This is a genomic window from Sphingobacterium sp. NGMCC 1.201703 (genome assembly GCF_047784615.1).
Classification (GTDB): Bacteria; Bacteroidota; Bacteroidia; order Sphingobacteriales; family Sphingobacteriaceae; genus Sphingobacterium.
The window spans coordinates 284,272-310,426 of sequence record NZ_JBLOHD010000010.1 but is presented as its reverse complement, the minus strand read 5'-3'; the positions used below and the strand labels follow the sequence as shown (position 1 = coordinate 310,426).

At 39.3% G+C, this 26,155-nt stretch carries 24 protein-coding genes; 11 read left to right on the top strand and 13 right to left on the bottom strand.

Going from position 1 to position 26,155, the window contains the following annotated elements:
- Positions 1 to 192 precede the first annotated feature (192 nt).
- The 3 genes from hemC to hemL all read left to right on the top strand — a co-directional run bounded on the left by hemC (position 193) and on the right by hemL (position 4,241).
- Positions 193 to 1,779, top strand: a complete 1,587-nt coding sequence (hemC, locus tag ACK8HY_RS20055) for a hydroxymethylbilane synthase (RefSeq protein WP_416134575.1) — start codon at positions 193 to 195, stop codon at positions 1,777 to 1,779.
- Positions 1,780 to 1,884: 105 nt separating this feature from the next.
- The gene (gene hemB, locus ACK8HY_RS20050) at positions 1,885 to 2,853 is read left to right on the top strand and encodes a porphobilinogen synthase (protein WP_108636138.1); all 969 of its coding nucleotides are present in this window, start codon (positions 1,885 to 1,887) and stop codon (positions 2,851 to 2,853) included.
- A 77-nt stretch (positions 2,854 to 2,930) separates the two neighbouring features.
- Positions 2,931 to 4,241, top strand: coding sequence for a glutamate-1-semialdehyde 2,1-aminomutase (gene hemL / locus ACK8HY_RS20045; protein ID WP_416134574.1), 1,311 nt, complete (start codon positions 2,931 to 2,933; stop codon positions 4,239 to 4,241).
- Positions 4,242 to 4,328: 87 nt separating this feature from the next.
- Here the strand turns inward: hemL and ACK8HY_RS20040 are convergent, their stop codons facing one another.
- The 4 genes from ACK8HY_RS20040 to ACK8HY_RS20025 are packed head-to-tail and all read right to left on the bottom strand — an operon-like array spanning position 4,329 to position 6,684.
- Positions 4,329 to 4,907, bottom strand: a complete 579-nt coding sequence (locus ACK8HY_RS20040) for a DUF4252 domain-containing protein (RefSeq protein ID WP_416134573.1) — start codon at positions 4,905 to 4,907, stop codon at positions 4,329 to 4,331.
- 5 nt (positions 4,908 to 4,912) lie between these two features.
- The gene (locus ACK8HY_RS20035; protein WP_416134572.1) at positions 4,913 to 5,434 is read right to left on the bottom strand and encodes a DUF4252 domain-containing protein; all 522 of its coding nucleotides are present in this window, start codon (positions 5,432 to 5,434) and stop codon (positions 4,913 to 4,915) included.
- Between the two features lie 6 nt (positions 5,435 to 5,440).
- Positions 5,441 to 6,130 (bottom strand): hypothetical protein, encoded by a 690-nt coding sequence (locus tag ACK8HY_RS20030; RefSeq protein ID WP_416134571.1) that lies wholly within the window; start codon positions 6,128 to 6,130, stop codon positions 5,441 to 5,443.
- Between the two features lie 38 nt (positions 6,131 to 6,168).
- Positions 6,169 to 6,684 carry an RNA polymerase sigma factor gene (locus ACK8HY_RS20025; RefSeq protein ID WP_416134570.1) on the bottom strand — a complete coding sequence of 172 codons (516 nt, stop codon included), beginning with the start codon at positions 6,682 to 6,684 and terminating at the stop codon, positions 6,169 to 6,171.
- A gap of 377 nt (positions 6,685 to 7,061) precedes the next feature.
- Between ACK8HY_RS20025 and ACK8HY_RS20020 the strand changes: the two genes are divergently transcribed.
- On the top strand, positions 7,062 to 7,898 hold the full coding sequence (locus ACK8HY_RS20020; RefSeq protein WP_416134569.1) for a hypothetical protein: 837 nt from the start codon (positions 7,062 to 7,064) through the stop codon (positions 7,896 to 7,898).
- Positions 7,899 to 7,984: 86 nt separating this feature from the next.
- On the opposite strand, the gene ACK8HY_RS20015 is transcribed toward ACK8HY_RS20020, so the two are convergent.
- From ACK8HY_RS20015 to ACK8HY_RS19990, 6 genes are all read right to left on the bottom strand, one after another.
- Positions 7,985 to 9,280 carry a DUF3472 domain-containing protein gene (locus ACK8HY_RS20015; protein ID WP_416134568.1) on the bottom strand — a complete coding sequence of 432 codons (1,296 nt, stop codon included), beginning with the start codon at positions 9,278 to 9,280 and terminating at the stop codon, positions 7,985 to 7,987.
- A gap of 261 nt (positions 9,281 to 9,541) precedes the next feature.
- Entirely contained in the window at positions 9,542 to 10,273 is a 732-nt protein-coding gene (locus ACK8HY_RS20010) for an AAA family ATPase (RefSeq protein WP_416134567.1), read from the bottom strand.
- A gap of 23 nt (positions 10,274 to 10,296) precedes the next feature.
- Complete coding sequence (locus ACK8HY_RS20005; protein WP_416134566.1) at positions 10,297 to 10,794, bottom strand: DUF1648 domain-containing protein; 498 nt, start codon at positions 10,792 to 10,794, stop codon at positions 10,297 to 10,299.
- Positions 10,795 to 11,129: 335 nt separating this feature from the next.
- Positions 11,130 to 12,143, bottom strand: a complete 1,014-nt coding sequence (gene argC, locus ACK8HY_RS20000) for an N-acetyl-gamma-glutamyl-phosphate reductase (RefSeq protein WP_416134565.1) — start codon at positions 12,141 to 12,143, stop codon at positions 11,130 to 11,132.
- 84 nt (positions 12,144 to 12,227) lie between these two features.
- A complete protein-coding gene (gene argG, locus ACK8HY_RS19995; protein WP_077438075.1) occupies positions 12,228 to 13,412 on the bottom strand; it encodes an argininosuccinate synthase in 1,185 nt (394 codons plus the stop codon).
- A gap of 116 nt (positions 13,413 to 13,528) precedes the next feature.
- Positions 13,529 to 14,245 carry a GNAT family N-acetyltransferase gene (locus tag ACK8HY_RS19990; protein ID WP_077438076.1) on the bottom strand — a complete coding sequence of 239 codons (717 nt, stop codon included), beginning with the start codon at positions 14,243 to 14,245 and terminating at the stop codon, positions 13,529 to 13,531.
- Positions 14,246 to 14,819: 574 nt separating this feature from the next.
- Here ACK8HY_RS19990 and ACK8HY_RS19985 point away from each other — a divergent pair.
- On the top strand, positions 14,820 to 15,083 hold the full coding sequence (locus ACK8HY_RS19985) for a hypothetical protein (RefSeq protein WP_077438077.1): 264 nt from the start codon (positions 14,820 to 14,822) through the stop codon (positions 15,081 to 15,083).
- A gap of 95 nt (positions 15,084 to 15,178) precedes the next feature.
- Here the strand turns inward: ACK8HY_RS19985 and ACK8HY_RS19980 are convergent, their stop codons facing one another.
- Positions 15,179 to 17,269: a S9 family peptidase gene (locus ACK8HY_RS19980; RefSeq protein ID WP_416134564.1), complete on the bottom strand. Its 2,091-nt coding sequence runs from the start codon at positions 17,267 to 17,269 to the stop codon at positions 15,179 to 15,181.
- A 290-nt stretch (positions 17,270 to 17,559) separates the two neighbouring features.
- On the opposite strand from ACK8HY_RS19980, the gene ACK8HY_RS19975 reads away from it, so the two are divergent.
- The 6 genes from ACK8HY_RS19975 (at position 17,560) to ACK8HY_RS19950 (ending at position 23,600) form a co-directional block, all read left to right on the top strand.
- On the top strand, positions 17,560 to 19,185 hold the full coding sequence (locus tag ACK8HY_RS19975; protein ID WP_416134563.1) for a S8 family peptidase: 1,626 nt from the start codon (positions 17,560 to 17,562) through the stop codon (positions 19,183 to 19,185).
- A gap of 83 nt (positions 19,186 to 19,268) precedes the next feature.
- Complete coding sequence (locus ACK8HY_RS19970; RefSeq protein ID WP_077438079.1) at positions 19,269 to 19,460, top strand: hypothetical protein; 192 nt, start codon at positions 19,269 to 19,271, stop codon at positions 19,458 to 19,460.
- 216 nt (positions 19,461 to 19,676) lie between these two features.
- The gene (gene nth, locus ACK8HY_RS19965) at positions 19,677 to 20,354 is read left to right on the top strand and encodes an endonuclease III (protein WP_077438301.1); all 678 of its coding nucleotides are present in this window, start codon (positions 19,677 to 19,679) and stop codon (positions 20,352 to 20,354) included.
- A 67-nt stretch (positions 20,355 to 20,421) separates the two neighbouring features.
- Positions 20,422 to 21,447, top strand: coding sequence for a recombinase RecA (recA, locus tag ACK8HY_RS19960; RefSeq protein ID WP_077438080.1), 1,026 nt, complete (start codon positions 20,422 to 20,424; stop codon positions 21,445 to 21,447).
- A 203-nt stretch (positions 21,448 to 21,650) separates the two neighbouring features.
- On the top strand, positions 21,651 to 22,418 hold the full coding sequence (locus ACK8HY_RS19955) for an endonuclease/exonuclease/phosphatase family protein (RefSeq protein WP_077438081.1): 768 nt from the start codon (positions 21,651 to 21,653) through the stop codon (positions 22,416 to 22,418).
- Between the two features lie 6 nt (positions 22,419 to 22,424).
- Positions 22,425 to 23,600 (top strand): metallophosphoesterase family protein, encoded by a 1,176-nt coding sequence (locus ACK8HY_RS19950; protein WP_416134562.1) that lies wholly within the window; start codon positions 22,425 to 22,427, stop codon positions 23,598 to 23,600.
- Between the two features lie 111 nt (positions 23,601 to 23,711).
- Here the strand turns inward: ACK8HY_RS19950 and pruA are convergent, their stop codons facing one another.
- Together pruA and msrA are read right to left on the bottom strand one after the other, a co-directional pair.
- Complete coding sequence (gene pruA / locus ACK8HY_RS19945; protein ID WP_077438083.1) at positions 23,712 to 25,349, bottom strand: L-glutamate gamma-semialdehyde dehydrogenase; 1,638 nt, start codon at positions 25,347 to 25,349, stop codon at positions 23,712 to 23,714.
- 90 nt (positions 25,350 to 25,439) lie between these two features.
- Complete coding sequence (gene msrA / locus ACK8HY_RS19940; RefSeq protein ID WP_416134561.1) at positions 25,440 to 26,093, bottom strand: peptide-methionine (S)-S-oxide reductase MsrA; 654 nt, start codon at positions 26,091 to 26,093, stop codon at positions 25,440 to 25,442.
- Positions 26,094 to 26,155 lie beyond the last annotated feature (62 nt).

The window sequence follows — 26,155 nt, the reverse complement described above, 5'->3', positions numbered from 1 at the left end:
CGTGCAGGCCGTAATAATGTTCGTACGCAGTTTCCTTTTTGTCAAAATTTTCCTTCGCTTTTCTTAATTTTCGGTTTATCAATCATTTCCTACTAGATAATGACAGTAACGTGTCAACATATTCCACCTATTTATTTATTTTTGCTTCGATAAATGGTATTAAACACATTTTAATAGGTAAAGTAAAATAACGTGAATAGAAAACTAATTATTGGCACCCGGGGAAGTGTTCTTGCCATGTGGCAGGCAAATTTTGTGAAAGACCGATTACATGAAATCGGTATTGAAGCAGAGTTAAAAGTCATCAAAACTCAAGGCGATATCATTCAACATCTCCGTCTGGATAAATTGGAAGGAAAAGGATTTTTCACGAAAGAACTTGAGGAAGAGCTTTTAAATGGAACCATCGATTTAGCCGTACATTCACACAAAGATTTACCTACGATCAACCCGCCAGGATTAATTATTGCGGCGGTTTCTGAACGGGAAGACCCCTCCGAATTATTGATTATTCACAAGGATTGCGTTGATATCAAGAAACGCCTATCGTTAAAACATAATGCTACTGTTGGAACATCTTCTAACCGTAGAAAGGCGCAGATATCGGCATTGCGTCCCGACCTGGAATTCGACGATCTAAGGGGCAATCTACAAACAAGAATGCAAAAACTGCGGGATGAACAATACGATGCGATCGTGCTTGCAAAGGCGGGTATCAGCCGTATTGAAATGGATATCTCTGATTTTCATGTCGAAGAAATTCCACCGGTCGAAATTATCCCTGCTCCGGCACAAGGTGTATTAGCCATTCAGATCCGTGAAGTCGACAAAGAACTTTTTGAAGCATTACAACCGCTTAATAACGATGAAGTTGCCAAAACCATTGCTGTGGAACGTTTGGTACTGAACAAATTTGATGCAGGATGTCATGCACCACTCGGATGTTATTGCCGCAAAAGCGGTGATGAATATGAAGCTTGGGCTTCCATTGCCGATACAAGTGAAGATTTTCCGGATCGTGTATACTTGAAAGATGCTGATCCGGACCGACTGGCGGAGCGTATTTTCAGCAAGTACGCCAAAGACCGTAAGTTACCTCGATCTGTCTTTATTTCCAGAGAGGTAGATGAAAATTCCTATTTCGCACGGGCAATGGCTAAACACAATATTTCCATCGAAGGCCGATCATTGATCAAAATATTTCCGATCATCAACAAACTGGATCCTTTTATCCTAAAGCATGTTGATTGGATTATATTTTCAAGCAAAAACGGGATTGAGCATTTTTTCAATCTGGAGCCTCGGTTAAGTAAAAAGACCAAAATAGGCGTGATCGGTCGTGGATCAGAGGAAATACTACGCAAGTATGATCGCGTAGCGGATTTTTCCGGTGACAGTGAAGGGATTAACATGGATGAAATCGCTAAGAAATTTGCCGAATTGGCAAATGGTGGAACGGTACTTATCCCGCGTGCAAAAGAATCGCTTGAGACGATTCAAAAAGCATTAAGTCCAGAGACTAAAATCATTAATATCCCAGTCTATGAGACTGTATTGGAGGAGGATGTGGATCCGTCCAATGCTGAAGTCCTCGTATTTACCAGTCCTAGCAATGTTGAGGCCTATTTTGCGGACAATCTTTTAGAACCGGGACAAAAGGTCGTCTGTATCGGTCGTTCAACCGGGGCGAAGTTTGATGAGATGAATGTTCCTTATACACTTCCCTATTCTCCAGATGAGATCGGCCTTTCAGAGGCTGTATTTGGCTTGGAATATTAATCGTATTGAGTAGTTAGTATCCAGTATTGAGAAGTTGGCAAAAAAATTTTTAGTCTTGGTCACTGAGCAACACTGGATTACTGGATCATAAATAAATTAAATATAATGTTACAACGTCCGAGAAGAAATCGTAAATCTGCCGTGATTCGCGACATGATCCAAGAGACACGTTTAGACGCGTCGAATTTGATTTTTCCACTTTTTATTGTAGATGGCCAAAATCAAAAAACCGAGGTTAAATCCATGCCGGGTATCTACCGTTATTCAATAGATAATTTATTGAAAGAAGTGGAGAGCTGCCTCAAATTAGGCTTACGTTCATTTGACCTTTTTCCCAATATCGAAGAATCATTGAAGGACAAATACGCAACAGAGAGTTACCGCGACGGAAGCTTGTATTTACGGGCCATTGAAGCAGTAAAGAAAAATTTTCCGGAAGCCTGTATTGTCACCGACGTGGCGATGGACCCTTACAGTAGCGATGGTCATGATGGAATTGTTGAGAATGGCGAGATCCTAAATGATGAAACGCTGGAAGTATTGGGCAAGATGGCACTCGCACATGCGCAGTCTGGTGCTGATATTATTGCACCATCGGATATGATGGATGGACGCATCGGATATATTCGTGAACTATTGGACCATAATGGCTTCACAAACGTATCTCTAATGTCCTATACTGCTAAATATGCGTCGGCCTATTATGGACCCTTCCGGGATGCTTTGGGCTCAGCTCCAAAACATGGTGACAAGAAAACCTACCAAATGAATCCTGCTAATGCAAAAGAAGCGCTTATCGAGGCACAACTAGATGCCCAAGAAGGTGCGGATTTTCTAATGGTCAAACCGGGGCTACCCTATTTAGATATAGTGAAACTTCTGGCTGATAATTTTGATCTCCCAATTGCGGTGTATAATGTCAGTGGTGAATATGCTATGTTAAAAGCTGCCATTCAAAATGGTTGGCTGGATGAACGTGTGATCCTGGAAACTTTATTAAGCTTCAGACGTGCAGGCGCAACAGCGATTTTATCGTACCACTCGAAAGAAGTCTTGGAAAAGGGCTTTATTTAGGCAATTCTTGATTCCTTACGTTTCCATGAGACTTATCTTCGCAAAAAAAGATAACTTCGCATTCAAATATAATGACTATGCAAGCACCTGATATTTCAAGAGCAAAATCTGCTGAATTATTTGAAAAAGCAAAACAATATTTCCCAGGCGGTGTGAACTCTCCGGTTCGGGCTTTTAAATCCGTATTTGGCACCCCATTATTTATAGAACGAGGCGACAAAGCACATCTTTGGGATGCCGATGGCAATGAGTTCATCGATTTCTGCTGTTCGTGGGGTCCTTTGATTTTGGGACACAATAACGATCAAGTTCGCGAGGCCGTTGCCGCACAATTAAGTAAAGGATTGAGTTTTGGTGCCCCCACTGCGCTGGAAAATCAACTCGCCGAATTGATTATTGAAAAAAATAAATATATTGAGAAAATCCGCTTCGTCAGTTCAGGAACCGAGGCTGTGATGTCCGCAATCCGCTTGGCAAGAGGATATACCAAACGCGATAAGATCATCAAATTTGACGGATGTTACCATGGTCATTCGGATTCGCTTTTAGTGAAGGCTGGTTCTGGACTGGTTACTTTCGGAGAAACTTCTTCGGCTGGCGTTCCCAAAGCTTTTGCAGATGAAACAATCGTCATCGAGTTAAATGACAAAGAGGCGCTGAGAGCGGCTTTTACAGAATTTAAAGATCAGATCGCTGCAGTGATCATTGAAGGTATTCCAGCCAACAATGGTCTATTGATGCAATCCAAAGAATACATGCATTTCCTACGTGATATCACAAAAGAAAATGGCAGTATGCTAATCATGGATGAGGTCATTACCGGATTCCGTATCGGTTTTGAAGGAGCGTCTGCTTACTACGAAATACAGCCGGATATTATCACCTATGGTAAGATTATAGGCGGTGGTATGCCAGTAGGAGCCTATGGAGCATCCAAAGAGCTTATGGCCTGTATATCACCTGATGGTGCCGTTTATCAGGCTGGTACCTTATCAGGGAATCCTGTGGCCATGGCAGCAGGTATTGCAGCCTTAACTATTTTAGCGCAAGATGATTTCTATACAAACTTAAATGCGAAAACTGCAGCATTCGTACAGGATCTGCGCGATTATATCGCTGAAAAAGGCTATAAAGTACAATTATTCCACGTTGCCTCTATTTTCTGGTTTGCATTTACTGAGCAAGAAGATATTAAGAAAGCAAGTGAAATTGATCCCGCTTCCATGGAATCCTATAAAATCATGCACCGCGAACTCTTAAATAGAGGGGTTTATTTCGGTCCTTCGGGCTATGAAGTTGGTTTTGTTTCTGCGGCGCATACCGACGCGGATTTAAGTACCGCCAAGAAGCATATTTTCGATGCTTTGGACATCGTCTTTCATCCATAAAAGGAAAGTATAATACAACAATGCCCCAAAAACTAAAATAGTTTTTGGGGCATTTATATGCTGTTTAATCAAGAATCTCTGTCTGAACTAAAGCTCCTGTTGAACTACAGTATGGGTATCAGCCAATTTAGTAGTGCGCTTTTTATCCTTCGATTTTATCTTATTCAATCCCTGAACAAGCTCATCCAGCGAAAACTTACCTTTTATATCCATAAATACACTTTCATCTCCTTCGTCATGGACCAATAGCGAAACCCGGCTGATCACATTATCTTTATCAATGCGCGCATTAATTGAGATCTCCTCCCCTTCACTGTTAATCACCAGTAGCTCCTCAAATTTATTTTTCTTTAAAAACTTATGGTAATCTTCCAATATCAACATATTCTTTTCGCGACCATTGTTTGATAATGTCATCATCCTGAATTTTTTCAACTTTTTGACGATGCCCGCCATGACCTGTGCATCCTCGTCGTTCTCATCCTGCAATGCCTTTTTGATAAATGGTTTTGTCAACCACATCGGCAAATTAATGGCAACGATCTCTGCATTATTCGAAACATTGGATCCCCTGACGAAATCCATGTTGGAGCCTTTTTTAATGATGCAGGACTGCAATGAAAATAGTACTCCAATTAGGCATAACAATGTTAGTAATCTTTTCATAATATCTACTTTTTATTGTTATTCTGTTTGTCCTTACTCACTTTATTGCTTCCCTCATTGACCAAGTTAGTCACGTCTTTCAAAGGTATTGCCCCATCAAGAATCATAAATAAATTTTGCCCATCTCCATTTATTGTGAGCAACAAATTGTTTAGGATATCCGCATTCGCAGACATATTTTCAACCATGAACCGGATGTCTTGACCTTCATTATTGAGCGACATAAGTTCCTCATATTTTAAGTTTGAAACAGCTCCGCGAATAATACCTGTCAAGTCCTTATCTTCGCCATCTTCTACGATTAACATACGTAAAGATTTAACATTTTTGAGTAGCGGTGTAATCGTCTGCATATCCTCGTCATCAATTTTTAAGTTTCCCAGTAATTTGAACATAGGCGCGCCAATTTTAAGCGTCGTTACTCCTTTTTTCCCTTGATATTGCTCGAAAAGTTTATCTAACTTGGAAATCTGTGCGTTTGCCATACTTGCTACAAGTAATAGGCAAGCTATTAATAATCCTTTCATATTATTTTAGTTAATCGATATTGACATTTGTTTTATATTCATTGCTTTATCTACACCATTTTCCAGATTATTTGCCAATAATCCCAGTGAACGGAGCGTCAGTTCTACAGCCTCCTCTTCGTTGGCAACAGGTTTACCGTTTAATACAACATAATCCGCTTGATAGCCTTCCTCCATTTGTTGTAAAGATTGAACAACCTTCTTCTTTTTCGCCATCATTCGCTTTGACTGCACCCGCTGATTGGAATGCGTCGAAGTATTTGCCATGAGCATTGCACTTCGTTTCCTGTCTCCGCTTGTTATGGTCTCCACGTCCGAATGAACTGTTGCTTCACTGTTCTCCGTCACCACCTTCGTCGACGGTCTTTGAGGTTCTTTCAGCTCTTTATTAGCAAGTACCGACGGCTGTGTTGCTGGCTCTTGATTCAGATAAAAGGTTAATCCCATAACCGCTAGGAGAATTGCCGCAGCAGCATATTTTATCCAGATATTGTCTCGCCATCTGATGATTTTCTTATCTGCTTTGACTTGATTTTCAAAATCCTCAAACGACCAGTCCATTTTCACATTCTTTTCCTGATCCAATAGCTGAAAAAACAGTTCATCCGATTTTTTCAGTTCCCTTTCTTCCTCCGATGACGACTTGCCATCAAAGTATTTATCTTTCAATTCCGCTAATCTTCTGTTTTTCATCATTACAAATTTGAGTTTCACTGTTAATGAAGCTATTGGATCTATTTTTTATTTGAATAAATCCGGAAGCTTTCATAATCAAATAGCTTTGTCAACTGCTCCTTCACTTTCTGTCTAGCCCGCATCAGATTCACTCTAACAGCAGACTCCCCCATTTCCAATACTTCACTGATCTCCTCTATATCATAATCCTCCACATCGCGCAGGTGCATGACAAGACGCTGTTTCTCGGGCAATGAGTTGATCATCTCCAAAATGATTTCTTTCGTATTTCCAACAGAACTTTCTGTTATTGAAATAAGCTGCTGTTGTTCGGCAAAATCTGTACGAATCTTATCTCTTTTTATCCGGTTTAGCGCTTCATTTTTAACACTCTGCATGCAAAAGGCCTCCAAATTCCTATATTGATACAATTTATCTTTCGCCTGCCATAGACGCATCATCACATTTTGCACCGCATCAAAGGCTTCATCATCATCAACCAAGATCCGTTTCGCAAAGCGAAATAGCTTATCCTTATGGACGAAAACGGTATTTTTAAATTGCTCTTGGTTCATTTTAATATTTGGTATGAGATGATAGCTTTGAGATTTTGATTGTACAAACCTGCTTACCTACTTTTTCTCTATTCGTTTTAAATACGCGCTATTTCATTTCCTTTATCATTTTTGCATTCTATATAAGCAAGACATCTCAAGCGTCCTATTTATTACATCTAATATGAATATTTTTTTAAATATTTATTTCTTCAAATTATAGGTCCTGCTTGTTATGGGTTCTTATCTGCTTTCAAGAACAATTAATCAAGTGTTGTTCCAGCTGAATATAATATATTTTTACAATCAAAAGCTTGTTTTCTCCATGCTAACAAACAAAAGGTCCTGTACACTTGTTATTTAAAATGCTGAGTGTTAAAAATTTAAACAAAAAAATCATGAAGTACTACAGAATTACAGGCATTACCGCCGCATTAAGTTTGCTAATGGGGGTTATTGGATGTAATAATTCAACCAAGAAGAGCACCGACCATACAGATTCAATGACTGATGCTGATACGAGTATTGCACAGAAAATGGATTCCATTTCGGTTAGTCCAATTTCAGATTCGAAACAATTTCCTGGAGCGAGTCTAGGAATCGCTTCGGTAAGCGCTGAAAAAGTAGGCACAGACTCTGCAAAAGTTACAGTGAAATATAATGTCAGCAACTTTAAGCTTACTGAAATGACAACGGACGAGCATGCAGCTCACATGGCCAACTCGCATGATGGACAGCATATCCACTTTATTTTGGACAACAAACCATATACTGCATTATATAAACCGGAGCATAGTGTCACTTTGGCTTTAAATTCAGAACATTATCTCTTGTCGTTTTTGTCCCGCTCTTATCACGAATCCATTAAAACAACGGAGGCCTCAAAATTGATTAAATTCAAGATAGATGCAACGGGAAAATTGACACAGGAGCCAGCGCCCAAAGGAGCATCCTTATTCTATTCTCGTCCAAAAGGAGAATACAAAGGAGATGAAACCAAAAATGTCCTTTTAGATTTTTATCTGGTCAATACCAATATTGCCCCAGACGGAAATAAGGTAATAGCAGATATCAACGGACAGACATTTACATTGGATAAATGGGGACCCTATGAGATTAAGGGCTTACCTATGGGAAATAACAAAGTAAAATTAACCTTGGTAGATAAAGAGGGAAATGCCGTTACCGGCGATAACGTATCGATAGAACGAGATATTAAACTCTCCGAAAAATAGTCATTTAAAAACAAGAGAGTCGCATCCAAATGCGACTCTCTTGTTTTATTACCGATCGTTATGCCTAAATAATTTGTTTTTTATCTTTATGGCAATTTCTCAAAATCAATTTTCGGAGCCGTATTTTTATTGACAAACTCAAATTTGCTGCCCGGTTTAACAATCTCATTAAAGAAACCGCCATTTCTTAAAAAGTAGCCATTTTTTGTTCTTCCCCCCATCGCATCAATACGTTGATGAGCGCGGTAGGTATTATCGACACTAAATGAAGCCGATTTAACGGCGCGCCATTGACCGTCATAAACCCATTGATTTTTAAATTCCACCTGTCTACCTAAATACCCTTGATTGGGACTAAAATTCTCTAAGAAACTATGAAATCTCTTTAAATACGTATTTGTTTGCGGACGTTTGAAACTAGCAATTACATTCCATGCATTTTCCTCCGGCACAAAAAACCAGGCAGTATAGTCGGTATTTCCTTTTCCATCCGGAACGCCTTTCAACAAGAATTTATAGGTTTCACCCGCTTTCCAGAAATATTTACGGTAACTCTGTCCACCGGATCCCTCATTGCCAAATTCTCCTGTATGCACGTCTTTTCCTTTCTTCAATAAATGGATCTTTTGTTCATCTGGAATACTTTTCGGGTCATCTGTATGAAAAGGGCTCCAAACCGAAAATAAAATACGTCGTTCGGTTTCCGAATTCACCTGTATACCAAAATATCCCTCTCCAAAGCCATTTGCCATAAAATATGAGCCGACTTTATCCTCACCTTTTGGGACAGTTACCTCATTGTAATAATAGCTGACATTTCCCTCACTCGGTATCGTATAATTTAAGTGACAGGAAGGACCACGACGTGACCAATAGTAATAATCAGGATCATTTGAGTAGGTAAGTCCTTCAGATGCAGCTTCTCCACTAACGATTAATTCCGTTACATCGGCAAACCTATCACTCGACTTACTTAATCCTTTTAAATTCACCTGTACGTAGCCCGGCGTTTTGACATCAATAGACAAAGCCGCTGTTTCGGACAACTCAGTCCCTTTGATATCCAAAGAACTCTTTTTTCCCAAAGCAGAAATCTCTATTTTGGAGGAATTTCCGGCATCAGTTTTCGCTTTGAGTTTCAATTCGAGGTTCCCCGTTTTCTCCGTTCTGAAATATACCGATGCAATGCTTTGATCACTTGACCATTTTACCAATCCATTGCGTCCGGAAATTTCCGCACCACCATCTTGGCCGGTAGTAATAAAAGCATTGCCCGCAAGCGGTACGGCATAGGATTTTATAGCAGTTTGCGCGTTAACACCTAATGAAAGGCAAGATAAGGCACCTATGAAGAGGCGCTTGATAAAGAATTTTCTTTTCATCTGTTTAAATTTTTTCATCTCTTGTCTGTTACCGTGGCTACTTATGTTACCTAAGCTACCAGGGTTTTATAGGAATTGAAGGATATCAATCCTACTTATCGAACATAAACCTTCTTATAGCAATTCCGTTGATATAAGCGTGAATTTATATTGGTTCTTGAAAACTGTATTATTTTGATGAAGATAAGGCTTAGATTGACAGAAAAAGAAAGGAAATGTATATCAATCGATTGTGTAAAAAAAATAGTAATAAATCAATGCCTATTCATGTAAACCGAGTTCGGCAACCATCTTCTGATAGTTATTCAGGAAATACCTATAAAGTTTAAACTGTTCCGTTTCTTCATAGTCCACCTGTTGCAAGCCCAGTTCCGACACGGTGTAAATCTCCGCGTCCGGATAGGCCAACAAAATTGGTGAGTGGGTGGCGATAATAAATTGGGATTTATTATTCACCAGTTGATTCATCCTTGTTAAGAGCCGTAATTGACTATTGATGGAAAGTGCTGATTCAGGCTCATCAAGCAGATACAGGCCACGTCCCGAAAAGCGTCTATGCATTAAATTAAGAAAACTCTCCCCATGAGAGCATTCATGTAATGAGCCGCCATAACTTTTCTGTAGAGCTCCCTGATCTCCTTCAAATATATCATCAACCTCAGTCGCCACATTATAAAAGCTCTCGGCCCTTAGGAAAAATCCATCGTTTTCACGGAAGGCTGTTCTTATGATCTGCAGATCTTTAAAAAGTTCGGAATGGGAATCTTTCGTATGAAAATTAAAGTTTTTAGTTCCTCCTTCGGGATTAAAGCCAGCATTAATTGCAATGGCTTCAACTAATGTAGATTTCCCGGAACCATTCTCTCCAATGATAAAGGTTACAGGGGATCTAAACCGCAACTCACTCAGGTTCAATATTGAAGCAATATTAAACGGATAGGCGATTCGATCTCCGATTGGTTTTGTGTTTTTTATGGAATGAATATAGTACATAGGATGTGATACTAATATAGGTACTAAGCTTTCCGGAATCCTTGTGCAACATAATAGATTACCGGAATAAAAATAAATCCCAGTGTCAGCGGAAAAAACCATTTGCCTAGCCCATCTGAAGTTCCGGCCGAATTTGGAATAGTCTTGAAAGTGATTACAGCCAAAATAACTACAATAATAAATTTCAAATACCGGATCAAGCGGCATGCATTTGTATATTGCCGAAAAGCATTCTCTGCTGTTATCTTAACCGAATAATTGAAAATATGTGGAAATCGATTTAGGATGGTCATCCCAATAAATAGTATTGTAGCTAAAAGCGGTAAAGCTAAAATAGTCTCTTTGCCACCGAAATGATCTGCTTTGCCCGCGGCATCATAATGTACGGGAATAGTCTCGGGTAACTTATTATAATTGATCGCAATCAGATACCATAGTGCGAATAAGGACAGGTAGCCGATTAATTCCAATATTTTGTCTCCCAAGGTAAGCTCAGGTTGTATCTGGGGTCTTTCTTCCATTCTAAAATTGGTTAACGCTGCTTAGAAATAGTGAAATAAGACAATTTCGCCTCCATTATTGATACGAAGTTAAGAAACATGCAGGAACAATACAATTTGGTAAACTAAGTATTAAATTAGTCAAACAAACGTTGATACCAGCCAATACTTTGAAACATATAGAGTACCCCATCACTTCACCAACCATTAGTGGACATAAAAAAAGTGAAGAGCGTGTCCCCTTCACTTTTCCACACAGTGTTAACAACTATGTTGATAACTATATTTTATCAGGTTTTTACCTGCTTCTATTATTCACATTCTGTTAATACAGCTGTTGAATAAACCACAAACAACTAGAAACCAACACTTTTAAGATTCAATCCTGTACGCTCATTCAAACCGAACATAAGATTCATATTTTGTACAGCTTGACCGGATGCTCCTTTCAACAAATTATCAGTGGCATTTAAGATTAGTAATTTATTTCCATGTTTCTCCAAGTGAATAATACTTTTATTGGTATTTACAACTTGTTTGAGGTCGATATTGCTCCGGCTAACGTGGGTAAATGGATGTGTTTCATAATACGCTTCATACAACTCATACGCTTGCTCCTCGGTCAAATCTGAGTCGACATAAATTGCCGAGAAAATACCACGTGTAAAGTCACCACGTTGTGGAACGAAATTTATCTTTTCAGCAGCGCGCGCTAACAACGAATCGCCAGATGCTGGTAAAAATCCATTTTGCAATTGATCCAAGGACTCCGAAATTTCCTGTAGGTGTTGATGTTCGAAAGATTTGTATGCAGAAAGATTGTTGTTACGCCAGGAGAAGTGCGTGGTCGCCCCCGGTTTCTGTCCGGCACCGGTAGATCCGGTCGTTGCATTGACATGGATCTGATCGGGCAATAGCCCCTTACTCGCCAATGGCAATAATGCCAATTGGATATTAGTAGCAAAACAACCTGGATTGGCGATATATTGCGCCGATCGAATCGCTTCCTTATTTAATTCCGGAAGCCCGTATACAAACGACTGTCCCTGATACATTGTATTTGCCCGAAGACGATAATCCTGCGAAAGGTCAATAATCTTAACCGCTGCTGCAACCGGATTAGCCTCTAAAAACTTCCGGGCATCACCATGTCCTACACACAGAAATAAAACATCAATATCACTATGAAAATCGGATGAGAAAGTCAGTTCTGTATCACCGAACAGATCATTGTGAACTTCATATAATTTGTTTCCCGCGTTAGACGCACTATTAGCAAATACAATCTCTACTTCAGGATGATAAATCAATACCCGCAATAATTCTCCGCCCGTATATCCTGCTGAACCAACGATTCCTACTTTTATCATATTTTTATTTCGTATTGAGTAGCTAGTATGAATATTAAGACTTTACTTCTGCAAGCCTATGGCTTACAGAAGCATCCTAATTTTTTATTTTTGATTTACTTTATGCCAGATAATGGTCTGGTTTCCAAAAATTTTGGAGAATCCTTTTACATCGTCGCCTGTGTAACCTTTATTCATCTCACCATAGCTACCGAATTTATTGGACATTAAATCGTGCTCGGATTCAATACCAATCACTACAAAACGATAAGGGTGTAGTTCAACGATTACGCGACCTGTTACAGTTTCTTGTGAAGACTGCAAGAATGCTTCAATATCGCGCATGACAGGATCATGCATCTGTCCTTCGTGCATATAATTTCCGTAGAAAGCAGCAATTTGATCTTTCCAGGACAATTGCCATTTCGTCAAAGTGTGTTTTTCTAAGGTGTGGTGCGCCTTAATTAAAATTACCGAAGCGGCAGCTTCAAATCCGACACGACCTTTGATACCGATAATCGTATCACCTACGTGAATATCACGGCCGATACCATAAGGTTGTGCGATAGCTTGCAACTCCTGAATGACTTTCACAGATTCCATTTTCTCACCATTTAATGCAACGGGCTCACCTTTTTCAAAGTCTACGGTGATCTGTTGAGGTTCGAAAGAGGTCACAGGTGTTGGCCATGCTGATTCTGGCAAATATTGGTTGGATGTCAATGTCTCAGCTCCACCTACAGAAGTTCCCCACAGACCTTTATTGATTGAATATTTTGCTTTTTCAGCTGAATATTCAACACCATGTTTATTTAAGTATTCAATCTCTGCTTCGCGGGACAACTGTAGATCACGGATCGGTGTGATAATCTCAACACCTGGAATCAAGGTCTGGAAAATCATATCAAAACGCACCTGGTCATTTCCCGCTCCTGTAGACCCATGTGCAACACATTCAGCGCCGATTTTCTTTGCATAATTTGCAATGGCGGTAGCCTGACATACGCGTTCAGCAGATACGGACAATGGGTAGGTTGCATTTTTCAGCACATTTCCGAAGATCAAGTATTTAATAGTTTCGCGGTAATAGTCTGCTGTTTCGTCAATCGTGGTATGTGATTTTACACCTAATGCATAGGCGCGTGCTTCGATATTCTTCAATTCTTCATCCGAAAAACCACCTGTATTTACGACGACAGAATGAACCTCTAACCCTAAATCTTGCGTAAGATAAATACAACAAAACGAAGTATCTAATCCTCCGCTGAATGCTAAAACTACTTTTTTCATTGAGATAAATTGTTTTTTATTGTGGTGAAACGATTGTTTGTCTGACCGTTTCATCGTCTGTTCATTATTTATTTTCGATGGCTATGCAGCCAGTTGACATGCGCTATATGATTTTATTAAAATCCTTTTGCAACTTTATTATGCTTTGGGAAATTGACTGCAATGAATTTATTGGCCGATTTCCAGAACTTTGCCTGTATACGCTTTAGCAGCGATTGTTTTTGTGTAATTCTTTCCAAACGTTCCTTTGCTTCATGTTTACGCTGGATCTTTTCTTTCAGTTCACGCTCTTTTTCCTCTGGATCCCAAAGCATAGCTGTACACATGCAATTCTTGCGATCTTTGCTCATTAAAATTTCATAATTCACACAGCTCTGACAGCCTTTCCAGAATTCGTCATCGTTGGTCAGTTCTGAATAAGGCACTGGTTCGTATCCTAATTCTGAATTGATTTTCATGACAGCGAAACCTGTGGTCAGGCCAAATATCTTTGCTTTGGGGTATTTTTCCCGGGACAAATCAAACACCCTTTTTTTAATGGCTTTTGCCAAACCTACTTTCCGAAATTCGGGATTGACAATAAGTCCAGAATTTGCAACGTAGTCACCATGGCCCCAAGTTTCAATATAACAAAACCCTGCCCATCGGCCGTCCCTATGCAAAGCAATCACTGCTTTACCTTCATTCATTTTGTTGGCAACATACTCTGGTTTACGACGCGCAATACCAGTACCTCGAGCCTTTGCAGACTCGAACATTTCGTTGCAAATAACCTCTGCATAGTGTGCATGCTCAGGTTTAGCCGGAATAATTAAAAAATCTGATATAGTCATTGACTTACGACCCTAATAATAAAACAACAACTACTGTCGTGTTTTGTTACTGAATAAATTAAAATAATGGATTCAAAACCATCGGACAATCATGGTCTTGTTTGGAAAGATTCACTACCTCAAATCAAGCCCGAGGTAGTATGGGTCGTCGGAAGCGTAAAACAGGTATTTCTACGAAAATGAAAGCACAGAATACTTTTCTCATAAACTTTTCGAAAGTTTGAGTATAAGAATAGTCGTTCTTTTTGCTCTGTTTCATTTTATTTCTCTGTCAATTGTTTCTGACGTTGCAAATGTATAAAAATATTTTTTTCTTTTCCACAATATTATCATGGATTTTTTGCAAAAATCAAAAAATTACAATTCAGCTTCAAAATAGGCCTGCCACCTTCATTTTCAAGCAATTAATCAACAGCAACGGGGGCATGCCCCTACATTGGATCCGATATTAATTTGACAATAAAACTGATAAAGGTTTGAGGCTTTATCAATGGGAAAAGGGAGTTTTTTCGACAGGTTCGTTATTTTTAGACAAAAACGATACTTTTGTATACATCATTTAGCGGAAAATAGCATGTCACCAAGTTTAATTTTCTATATTATTTTTGCTGTACCCTATATCATCTTTATGTATTGGCTTGTCAAACAGGACAAACATAAGTATGCTTGGGGGCTTGCAATCATTACTGTGGTTGCTATACTTGCAATCTATGTGTCCCAGAAGGCAAGCAAAGTTGCCATGGACAATTATCAGCAACATCAGATCGATTCCAGAGAAATCGAGCGTGAAGAAAGGTTACAGAAACAGCAGGACAGTATTAATCACGCTCAACAATAAAAAGTTAGCAGATAAAAATGCTCCAAAAAGTATCTAACTCTTTGGGGCATTTTTATGGGTAGAAAACAGAAATACGATTTTGATTTTATTCATATTTAGTGATCGATCCCCTCCAGCTTAAATAGAAAAGCATATTCCATCGCAATTTCTTTCAAGTAATCAAATCTGCCCGAGGCACCCCCATGTCCATAATCCATATCCGTCTTCAAGAGCAAAATAGAGTCGCCGGTTTTGACCGTGCGTAATTTCGCGACCCATTTGGCAGGCTCAAAATACTGAACCTGACTATCGTGCAATCCAGTTGTGACCAGTAAATTCGGATATTCTTTCGGCTCGATATTTTCATAGGGCGAATAACTTTTCATATAAAAATAAGCTTCCGATTCATTGGGATTTCCCCATTCATCATATTCATTGGTCGTCAGCGGAATTGTCTCATCCAGCATGGTATTTACAACATCTACAAAGGGTACCTGGGCTATCATGCCATGGTATTGTTGAGGGGCAATATTAGCAACGACTCCCATAAGGAGTCCGCCTGCGCTTCCTCCTTGCGCATAAAGGTGGTCTGACGATGTATAGCGCTGCTCAATAAGATACTTACCACAATCCACAAAATCATAAAATGTATTCATTTTACGCATCATTTTCCCATCCTCATACCACTGACGCCCCATTTCTTCACCCCCACGAATATGGGCCAACGCATATATAAAACCACGGTCCAATAAACTCAATCGATTACTGGAAAAACTGGGATCCATCGATGCACCGTAGGAGCCGTAAGCATATTGCAATAAAGGAGCGGTACCATCTAATTGGGTTCCCTCTTTATAAACAAGGGAAATAGGTACCCTTACCCCATCCCTCGCTATGGCATAAATGCGTTCGGTCCTATAGGCACTTTGGTCATAGCCACCTAAAACTTCCTGTTGCTTTAACAATATTTTCGTCCTATTCTCCATATTATATTCATAGACCGAACTTGGCGTCACCAATGAGGTATATCCATACCGCAGTTTTGTGGTATTGTATTCAACATTTATTCCTGGATATACGGTATAGGCGACCTCACCAAAATCCAAATAATGCTGGTCTTGATTATTCAAATCATATATTGCCAGTTGAGTCAATCCATCTTTTCTTTCCGCTATTGCCAAAAATGACCTGAATTCCTCAATATCGCTCACCAGTACATCCGGTCGATGCGCGATAAATGTTGTCCAATGTTGCCGATCAGTTTTGTCCAATGGACATTGCATAATCTGGAAATTAATCGCCTCATCATTGGTCAATATCAAAAAACGATCTTCCAGAGGAACTATATTATAAAGCACATCATTTCGACGTGGTTGAAAAACCTTAAAATCAGTATTGGGAAGATCGGCATTTAACAACCAAACCTCAGAAGACAAGGTTCCTTCTGAGCTGATGATAATGAGTTTACCATTTTTTGATTTACCAACCGCGATATAATTTGTATTGTCTTTTTCTTCATATACGCATACATCCGTTGAAACGTCTGTACCAAGTGTATGTCGCATAATTTTTTCACTCAGTAATGTTATCGGGTTCTTAGCAGTGTAAAATAAAGTCTGGTTATCATTAGCCCAAATTGCAGCACCTTCGGTATTAGCGATCCGATCGGGATAGATTTCACCGGTCTCCAGATTCTTGATATAAATCGTGTATTCCCTGCGGGAAACTGTATCCACACTAAAAGCCAACAAGCGATTGTCTGGACTGATCGAAAAACCCTTTGCCGCATAATAGGCATAACCTTCTGCGAGATGATCTATATCCAATAATAATTCTTCATCAGCATCCAAAGTCCCCTTCTTGCGGCAAAACTTGAAATATTGCTTCCCTTTCTCTGTTCTACTGTAATAATAGTAACCATTTTTAAAATAGGGTACCGACTCATCTTTTTCCTTGATACGGGATTTCATTTCCCGGAATAAGTCTTCCTGAAAAGATTCCGTCTCCTTTAACATCGTGGTAGTATAGGTATTCTCCGCAGTCAGATAGTCGATCACTTCTGCTGATCTTGGTCCCTTTTTGAAATAGTCTATCATCCAGTAATAATCGTCAATGGCAGTATCTCCATGAATTTGTCTTTTATTTGGATGCACTGCAGCTATTGGAGCCGAAGCTTCCGGCCACTGTATATTTTTGTTATGTTGCATATATAATATGAATGCGCTAAATCTCTTTTTTAATAAAAAAAAAACGACTTGTACTTTGCTATCGTCATCACTCCCCAGAACATTGAATTTAATGCATTTCTAGAGAAATAGCAAAACTATATATAAACAGGAAAAGATCAACTGTAAATATGCCGTTCATTTTGATATATATTATTAGCTGATCTATTCTTTATCCTTCATTATCTATATAAAAAGTCACTTTTAATAAAAATTAACAATTCAACAGGTCCAATAATATTATATTTGCTACTGTGCTAGGAGAAAATTTTATGAATTTAAAGAAATCACTATATCTTATCGCCTTAGGTGTTTTACCAATGACCTCGTTTGCCCAGGCGGAGGCTGTTCCACAGAACTGGTATAATTTAGATTACAACACCGATGGCGTAATGGGCATCAGTACAGAGAAAGCGTACAAAACATTATTAAAAGGAAAAAAATCAACTCCTGTTATTGTTGGTGTATTGGATGGTGGTGTGGATGTTTTCCACGAGGATCTCAAGGATATTGTCTGGATCAATTCAAAAGACAGTCTTTCTAATGGGAAAGATAATGATGGCAACGGCTACATCAACGACAAATATGGCTGGAATTTTATTGGTAACGCCGATGGAAAAAATGTTCAATTTGACAATCTAGAGCTAACCAGGCAACTGAGGATTTTAGATAAAAAGTTTGCCGGTGTTACACCAACGACTGAACTGAATGAAGCCGACAGAAAAGCTTTTTTGTCCTATCAAAAAATGGTGGCAAAATACAAGAACAAGTTAGAAGAGGCTAAAATGGGTCAATTTTCCTATGATGCGCTTAAACGAAATCTAGACGCTGTCGTTCGTGAAATAGGTAAAAAACCAGAAGAAATCACATTGGCTGATCTGGAAAGCTTCAACCCAAAATCGAACAATCAACGTATCGCTCTGGGTTATGCAAAAGACGAAATTCAAACGAATGGTTTTGTCAAATTTTTTGATGATATCACTGAAGGAGCGAAGTATTTCAACAATCAGGTTGACTACCATTTAAATAAAGAGTATGACTCCCGTCCCATTATTGGCGACAATTACGAAGATGCTTCCGAACGTCATTACGGAAATGCGGATGTAAAAGGACCTGACGCGCTCCATGGAAGCCATGTTGCGGGTATCATCGGTGCTAAACGCAACAATAATATTGGTATAAACGGTGTTGCAGACAATGTCAAGATACTGACAGTACGCTTAGTTCCGGATGGCGATGAACGGGACAAAGATGTCGCAAATGCAATCCGTTATGCAGTAGATAATGGAGCGAAAGTACTCAACATGAGCTTCGGAAAGAGCTATTCACACAACAAGCAAACCGTGGATGATGCTGTTAAATATGCCGAATCGAAAGATGTTTTGATGGTACATGCAGCTGGAAATGATAGTGAAGATAATGATGTGGAGCCCAATTTTCCAATGAAATACTATACGAATGCGAAGGGGGACACCACAGGAATAGCAAATAACTGGATCACTGTTGGTGCGAGTGGTTTACATCCGGACAACGAACTTCTGGCAGATTTTTCCAATTATGGCAAAAAAACAGTTGATGTTTTTGCTCCCGGGGTTCGGATTAATTCTACTATTCCGGACTCAAAATATAAAGAAGAACAGGGTACGAGTATGGCAGCCCCTGTGGTTGCGGGATTAGCGGCTATGATACGCTCCTATTATCCTAAGCTCTCTGCCGCGGAAACCAAACAGATTATTCTGGAATCTGTTGTAAAACCAGAACAAACTGTCCAGGTAAAAATTAATGAAGAGGCCACAAAAACAGTCAGATTTGCGGATATTTCTGTCACTGGAGGAATTGTCAACGCGTATAATGCCATCTTAAAGGCCGAAGAATTTAGTAGTAAAAAGAAAAAATAAATAATATTCTCATTTTTTATATACCAAAACTATCTTTTGTCCGTTTAATTAATTAACTTACAGAGACAAAACTAGAGATGCTTATGGTAGAAAATTTTACCCAATCAGAAAACGAAGTTCAAAATTTACTAACCCAAAACGAGAAAGTAATGACTGATGAGGATATAGAAAATGAATTGAGACTTCAATTACCCAAAATGTTGCTTAACCCAAGCAAACAATGTATTGCGAATATCATGGCATATTCCAAACAGATGGAAAAAAGAAAGGCCTAATCTTGAGATTAGGCCTTATTTATTGGCATAAATTCAAGCCTATCCTTCCTATTTAAGTCGCTAAATAGCGCTGTAGGGTCCTTAAAACAACCACTGGACCTCCAGTTACACGAATAAGTATTACGCTCTATTTATCAATAAAAAATTCAGTTTGGTACGTATTAAGCAGCGCTCAAATTTTCTTTTTTAATGGAAATTTTGGCTAGTTTTGAAGTGATGTTAAAACAAGAACGATACAAAGCTTTTGTGGAATATTTTTCCAAAAATAGTCCCGATGCGCAGACAGAACTCAACTACAGTAATCCGTATGAATTGCTTGTCGCTGTTATTCTATCGGCCCAATGTACAGACAAGAGAATTAATCAGGTGACGCCAAAGTTATTTGAACGTTACCCGGACGCTCATACTTTAGCTGCCTCCAGCATTGATGAAGTATTTAGTTATATCCGCTCAGTAAGCTATCCAAATAACAAAGCCAAACATCTAGTGGGTATGGCACAGATGCTTATTGAAAAATTTAACAATATCGTACCGGAGCAGATTGAGGATTTGATCAAACTGCCGGGCGTCGGCCGAAAAACCGCTAACGTCATCTCCTCAGTTGTATATCATAATCCTGCAATGGCCGTGGATACACATGTATTCCGTGTGGCTAACCGGCTTGGCCTCACCTATCGTGCAACGACGCCATTGGCGGTAGAGAAACAATTAGTCAAAAACCTTCCAAAAGAGACTATTGCCGTGGCGCACCATTGGTTGATCTTGCATGGACGATATATTTGTTTGGCCCGAAAGCCGCTTTGCGAAAAATGCCCGATTACCTACATGTGTAAATACTTCGAGAAAACCCACCACATAAAAGGTGCCCCAAGCGCAGTAGAAATAAAAAACTAATTTTTTTAGTGAAAATATTTGGTTTATTATTTTTTATTTTTAATTTTGATAAATATATACTAAAAATATGAGCAACACAGATAAATTAAAAGCGTTACAGCTGACGTTAGATAAATTAGAAAAGAACTTTGGAAAAGGTTCAATTATGAAATTAGGAGATACAGCTGTTGAGCCTATTGAGGCGATTTCAACAGGGTCATTAGGATTGGATATTGCTTTGGGTATTGGCGGTGTTCCAAAAGGACGTATCATTGAAATATACGGACCTGAATCTTCGGGTAAAACGACATTAGCAACACACATTGTTGCTGAAGCACAGAAAAAAGGCGGTATTGCAGCAATTATTGATGCGGAACACGCTTTTGATAAATATTACGCACAAAAGCTAGGCGTTGATGTTGAGAACTTATTAATTTCTCAACCGGATAATGGTGAACAGGGGTTAGAAATTGCCGACAATTTAATCCGTTCTGGTGCAATTGATGTCATTGTAATTGACTCTGTAGCAGCATTAGTACCTAAAGGTGAGATTGAAGGGGAAATGGGTGATTCAAAAATGGGTCTTCAAGCCCGTTTAATGTCTCAAGCGTTACGTAAATTGACCGGAACAATTGCCAAAACAAACTGTTGTTGTATTTTCATCAACCAATTGCGTGAAAAAATTGGTGTAATGTTCGGTAACCCAGAAACAACAACTGGCGGTAACGCATTAAAATTCTACGCTTCTGTACGTTTGGATATCCGTCGTACATCACAGATCAAAGATTCTGATGAGGTATCTGGTAACCGTGTAAAAGTTAAAATTGTAAAAAATAAAGTAGCACCTCCATTCCGTATTGCGGAATTTGATATCATCTTTGGTGAAGGTATCTCAAAAGTTGGTGAAATCATCGACTTGGGTGTTGAATATGGTATCATCAAAAAAGCGGGTTCTTGGTTTAGCTATGGTGAAACCAAATTAGGACAAGGTAGAGATGCTGTAAAAGCCCTATTGTTTGACAATCCAGATCTAATGGATGAACTAGAGGCAAAAATCCGTGCGGAAGTAACAGGCGAAGATCCTATGCTTCACGTAGAGGAAAATGAAGACTAGTTGCTGTAAAAATTAGTATAATGTAGGTAGCCATCCTTTTTAGGATGGCTATTTTTTTACCCCTCCCCCTCAACAAGCTCCGTTTAAATTTAAATGATTATTTTGTTACATGTACAAAGTTTCAAGTTTGTACGCTAAGATTTTAGTATTTTTAGCCGAGCGAACATAAATCGCTGACTTCATTCTAAACTTAACTTTGAAAAATGAACCGTAAGCTAATTGCATTTCTTTTGATCCTTTTTGGATCAGTATTCCATCTCAGTGCACAAAAAATCCGCGTACTTTCCTTCAATATTCACCATGGGAATCCACCTTCAGAAAAGGAATCTGTAGTCAATCTCGATACCATCGCTCAAATTATAAAACATAGCAGCGCTGACCTGGTCGGTTTGCAGGAAATTGATGTCAACCTAGGGCGTTCCTACAACGAGGATCAAGCAAAAAAACTAGCTGAATTGACGGGAATGCACTACATCTTCTCAAAAGGAATAGATCTCGAACAAGGTGAATATGGAACAGCAATATTATCGAAATATCCGATAGAAAGGGTAGAAAAACATTTTCTACCCTCTCCTGTCGAAAGCGAACGCCGAAGCTTATCCATTGTTGAAGTACGTATCAACAATAAGAAGATCTTATTCGCAAATACCCACCTGGATCTAAAAGATAAAAACAAAATTGCTCAGGCAAAGTTCATTACTTCCCGCTTCAAAAATGAAAAACGACCTATTATCTTGGTCGGCGATTTAAACTCCAAACCCACCGACCCCGCGATTAAAGAGCTTGGCATGCTATTCACAAAAACGAGTAGCCAAAACGGCTTTACTTTTCCACAGGACAGGCCTAGTACTGAAATAGACTATATTATGGTCAATACATCATCACATCCAAAATTCTTCAACCACCGTGTGATTGAAGAGAAATATGCGAGTGACCATCGACCTTTATATGTTGAAATCGACATTAAATAACCCATTATGAATTTTAATAGAAGAAGATTTTTAGAAGCGCTAGCACTGGCCGGAATTACATTACCCAATATAGGCGTCGCTAAAGAAAAAGAAAATCTGGAAGGAGATTTTAATTTTATAGTACCGGCTTATTTACAGAATCAGACGGAGAAAGGAATCAGCATTTTTACGATCTTGAGCAAACCAGCGCTAGCTTGGCTGGAAATCCTTGATAGTGCAGGTAATGTACAGCAAACGATCCACCAATCCGAAGATGGTATGATTAATGCAAATACAGATTTCTTTCATTTTACTGTCGAAGAGGCTCCCCGATCATTCCGCTATCGCATCAAAGCGAAAGAAATTCAAAAATTTGATCCCTATAAGATCGTCTATGTGCAAGAAATCCAAACGCCCATCTTTGAAGCAAAACTAGCGAAAAACAACCAGGAACAAATTCGCTGTTTGGTCTATAATGATGTGCACGAAGAAAAAAGCAGCTACCGCGACCTTGTCCCTAACCAAGACAGCTCAATCTATGATTTCTTTGTCTTAAATGGAGACTCTTTTCATTATGTGAGCAATCAGGAGGACATTACAGAAAAACTACTGAAGCCTATCGAATTCATTGCGACAAGCAAACCATTCATTATGAACCGTGGAAACCATGAAACGAGAGGTTCCTTTGCCCGCAATTTCAAACGGTATTTCGCTTATCCCAACAATAAATACTACCAAGCGTTCAAAAGGGGACCTATTTTTTGGATTATGCTAGATAGTGGTGAGGATAAACCTGACAGCCATGAGGTATATGCGGGTACTGTAGATTACGACAATTACAGAAAAGAACAGGCGAAGTGGCTGGAAACCGTATTACAATCCAAAGAACGAAAGTCTGCTCAACATACAGTGGTGATCAGCCATATCCCCATATTCCATTCAGACGAATGGCATGGTACATTGCATAACCGGGAATGCTTCCATCCATTATTTCAGAAGTATAAAATAGATGCAATGATCTCCGGCCATACGCACCAATATGGATACTATCCGGCGGATAAAGACCATAATTATCCCGTATTTATAGGCGGTGGCCCAAAAGCTGGAAAAAGGACCGTTATCGATATTTCGGGATCTGCCAAATCACTGGCTATCCGGATGACCCGAGACGATGGAACTGAACTGGGACAGTTTAAAAAATAACAAAGGCACTCCGTTATGTGGAGTGCCTTTGTTAGTTGAATGTATCTGCTACCGTCGATAGCGCTTGAAACCAAGCTATAGCTACCGTCCCTGCAGGATAATTCCATTATTTTATTCGCCTTTTTCTAAGAAAGGGTATCTGTAATCCGTATCTGGATTGAACGTTTCTTTGATCGTACGTGGAGACACCCAACGCAACAAGTTGATCATAGATCCAGCTTTGTCGTTTGTACCTGAACCTCTCGCTCCACCAAATGGTTGTTGTCCTACTACAGCACCAGTACATTTATCATTCACATAGAAGTTACCCGCTGCATGTCTTAATTTATCAGTAGCTAAATTAATGGCATAGCGATCTTGTGCGATAATTGAACCAGTCAATGCATAGATAGAAGTTGTATCAACGATATCCAATGTTTCCTCAAACTTAGCGTCTTCATATACATACACAGTCAATACGGGACCGAACAATTCTTCAACCATTGTTTCGTAATCTGGCTTTGAAGCTTCAATGATCGTTGGGTGAATGAAATAGCCTTTGGACTTATCATAAGTACCGCCAACTACGATCTCTGCCTCATTGGATTCTTTCGCACGGTCAATGTATTTCGCTAATTTATCAAATGATTTCTCGTCGATAACCGCGTTGATAAAGTTTGTAAAATCTTCAGTTCCACCGATTGTAAATGACTTCACATCATTAGTCATTGACTCTTTCAATGCTGGCCACAATGATTTAGGAATATACGCACGCGAGGCTGCTGAACATTTTTGACCTTGATATTCAAATGCTCCACGAACCAAAGCCGTATTCGCAGCTTTTAGATCCGCCGAAGGGTGTACAACAATAAAATCTTTACCACCTGTCTCACCGACGATACGTGGATAGGTTTTATAACGGTGGATATTATCACCGATCGTTTTCCAGATATCTTGGAATACGCCTGTTGAACCCGTAAAGTGGATACCAGCAAAATCAGGATGTTGGAAAATCACATCACCAGCATCTGGTCCCGAAACATACACCAAGTTGATGACGCCATCAGGAAGCCCGGCTTCACGGAAGATTTTCATCAGCACATTTGCAGAATAGATTTGTGTATTGGATGGCTTCCATACCACAACATTTCCCATCATCGCAACACAAGATGGCAAGTTACCTGCGATCGCAGTAAAGTTGAACGGTGTCAATGCAAATACAAAGCCTTCAAGAGGACGTTGTTCAACACGGTTCCACACACCTTTTCCCGACACCGGAGGTTGTTGCTTATAGATTTCGCTCATGTATTGTACATTGAAACGCAAGAAATCCACAATCTCACAAGCAGAGTCAATTTCAGCTTGATATGGGTTCTTTGACTGACCCAACATTGTTGCTGCATTTAACTCATAACGGTATTTCCCTGAAATCAATTCAGCCGCTTTCAAGAATATCGCTGCACGATCTTCCCACGCGAGATTTTCCCAGTTCTTTTTAGCTGCCAAAGCAGCATTGATTGCGTCTGTTACATGAGATTTGTCGCCTTGGTTGTATTGACCTAAGATATGTTGATGGTCATGTGGAGGAGCTATATTTACTTTTTTAGAAGTAGTGATTTCTTTACCACCAATATACATTGGGATATCGATTTGTTTCGAACGTGCTTCATCAATTGCTGCTTTCAACAATTTACGTTCTTTCGTTCCGACAGCGTAAGTATACACCGGTTCATTTGCAGGAACAGGAACTGTAAAAAATCCTTTAGACATATTACAATTATTTATTATTCAACTTTTTAGAATCACACTAAATGATGCTAACAAGAGTAAAATTACCTTAAATTTTACGAATACCCAAAGTTACTCTCCTTCTTTGAGCACCTTGGAAAAGATACGTTTAAATTTTTCCAATTTCGGTTTAATAACCAATTGACAATATGGTTCCTTCCCATTTAACCTATAATAATCTTGATGATAGTCCTCTGCGGGATAGAATACCACTGCTGGCATAACCTCTGTTACAATCGGATCGTTATAAACTTTCTCCTTATTTAGAGCCGCGATATAAAACTGTACTTTATCCAGCTGCTCCTTACTATGGACGAATATCGCTGAGCGGTATTGTGTTCCCACATCATTCCCCTGACGGTTGAGTTGCGTGGGATCGTGCGCGACAAAAAAGGCCTCCAATAATTTGTCGTAACTGATCACTTTCGGATCATAAATAATATTGGTCGCTTCTGCATGCCCCGTATTGCCTGTACACACCTGAGCATAGCTGGGATTGGCTACCCATCCACCTGTATATCCGGAAACAACTTTCTGTACGCCTTTCAACTCCTTAAACTGAGCTTCGGTACACCAAAAACAACCTGCAGCAAAGGTTGCTGTATCTAAGCTTCCTACACTTTTTGCCGGTAGTTTAGAAAAATCCGATTTCCCAGCCTTCGGCTCTTGAGCACGACAGGAACTCAACAAAAAAATAGCTGTAAAAACTATAATAATATCTTTCATAGGCATATATCATTACTTTGTGGATGGATAAAGGATCCTGACAGCGATTTGTGTGTAAACCT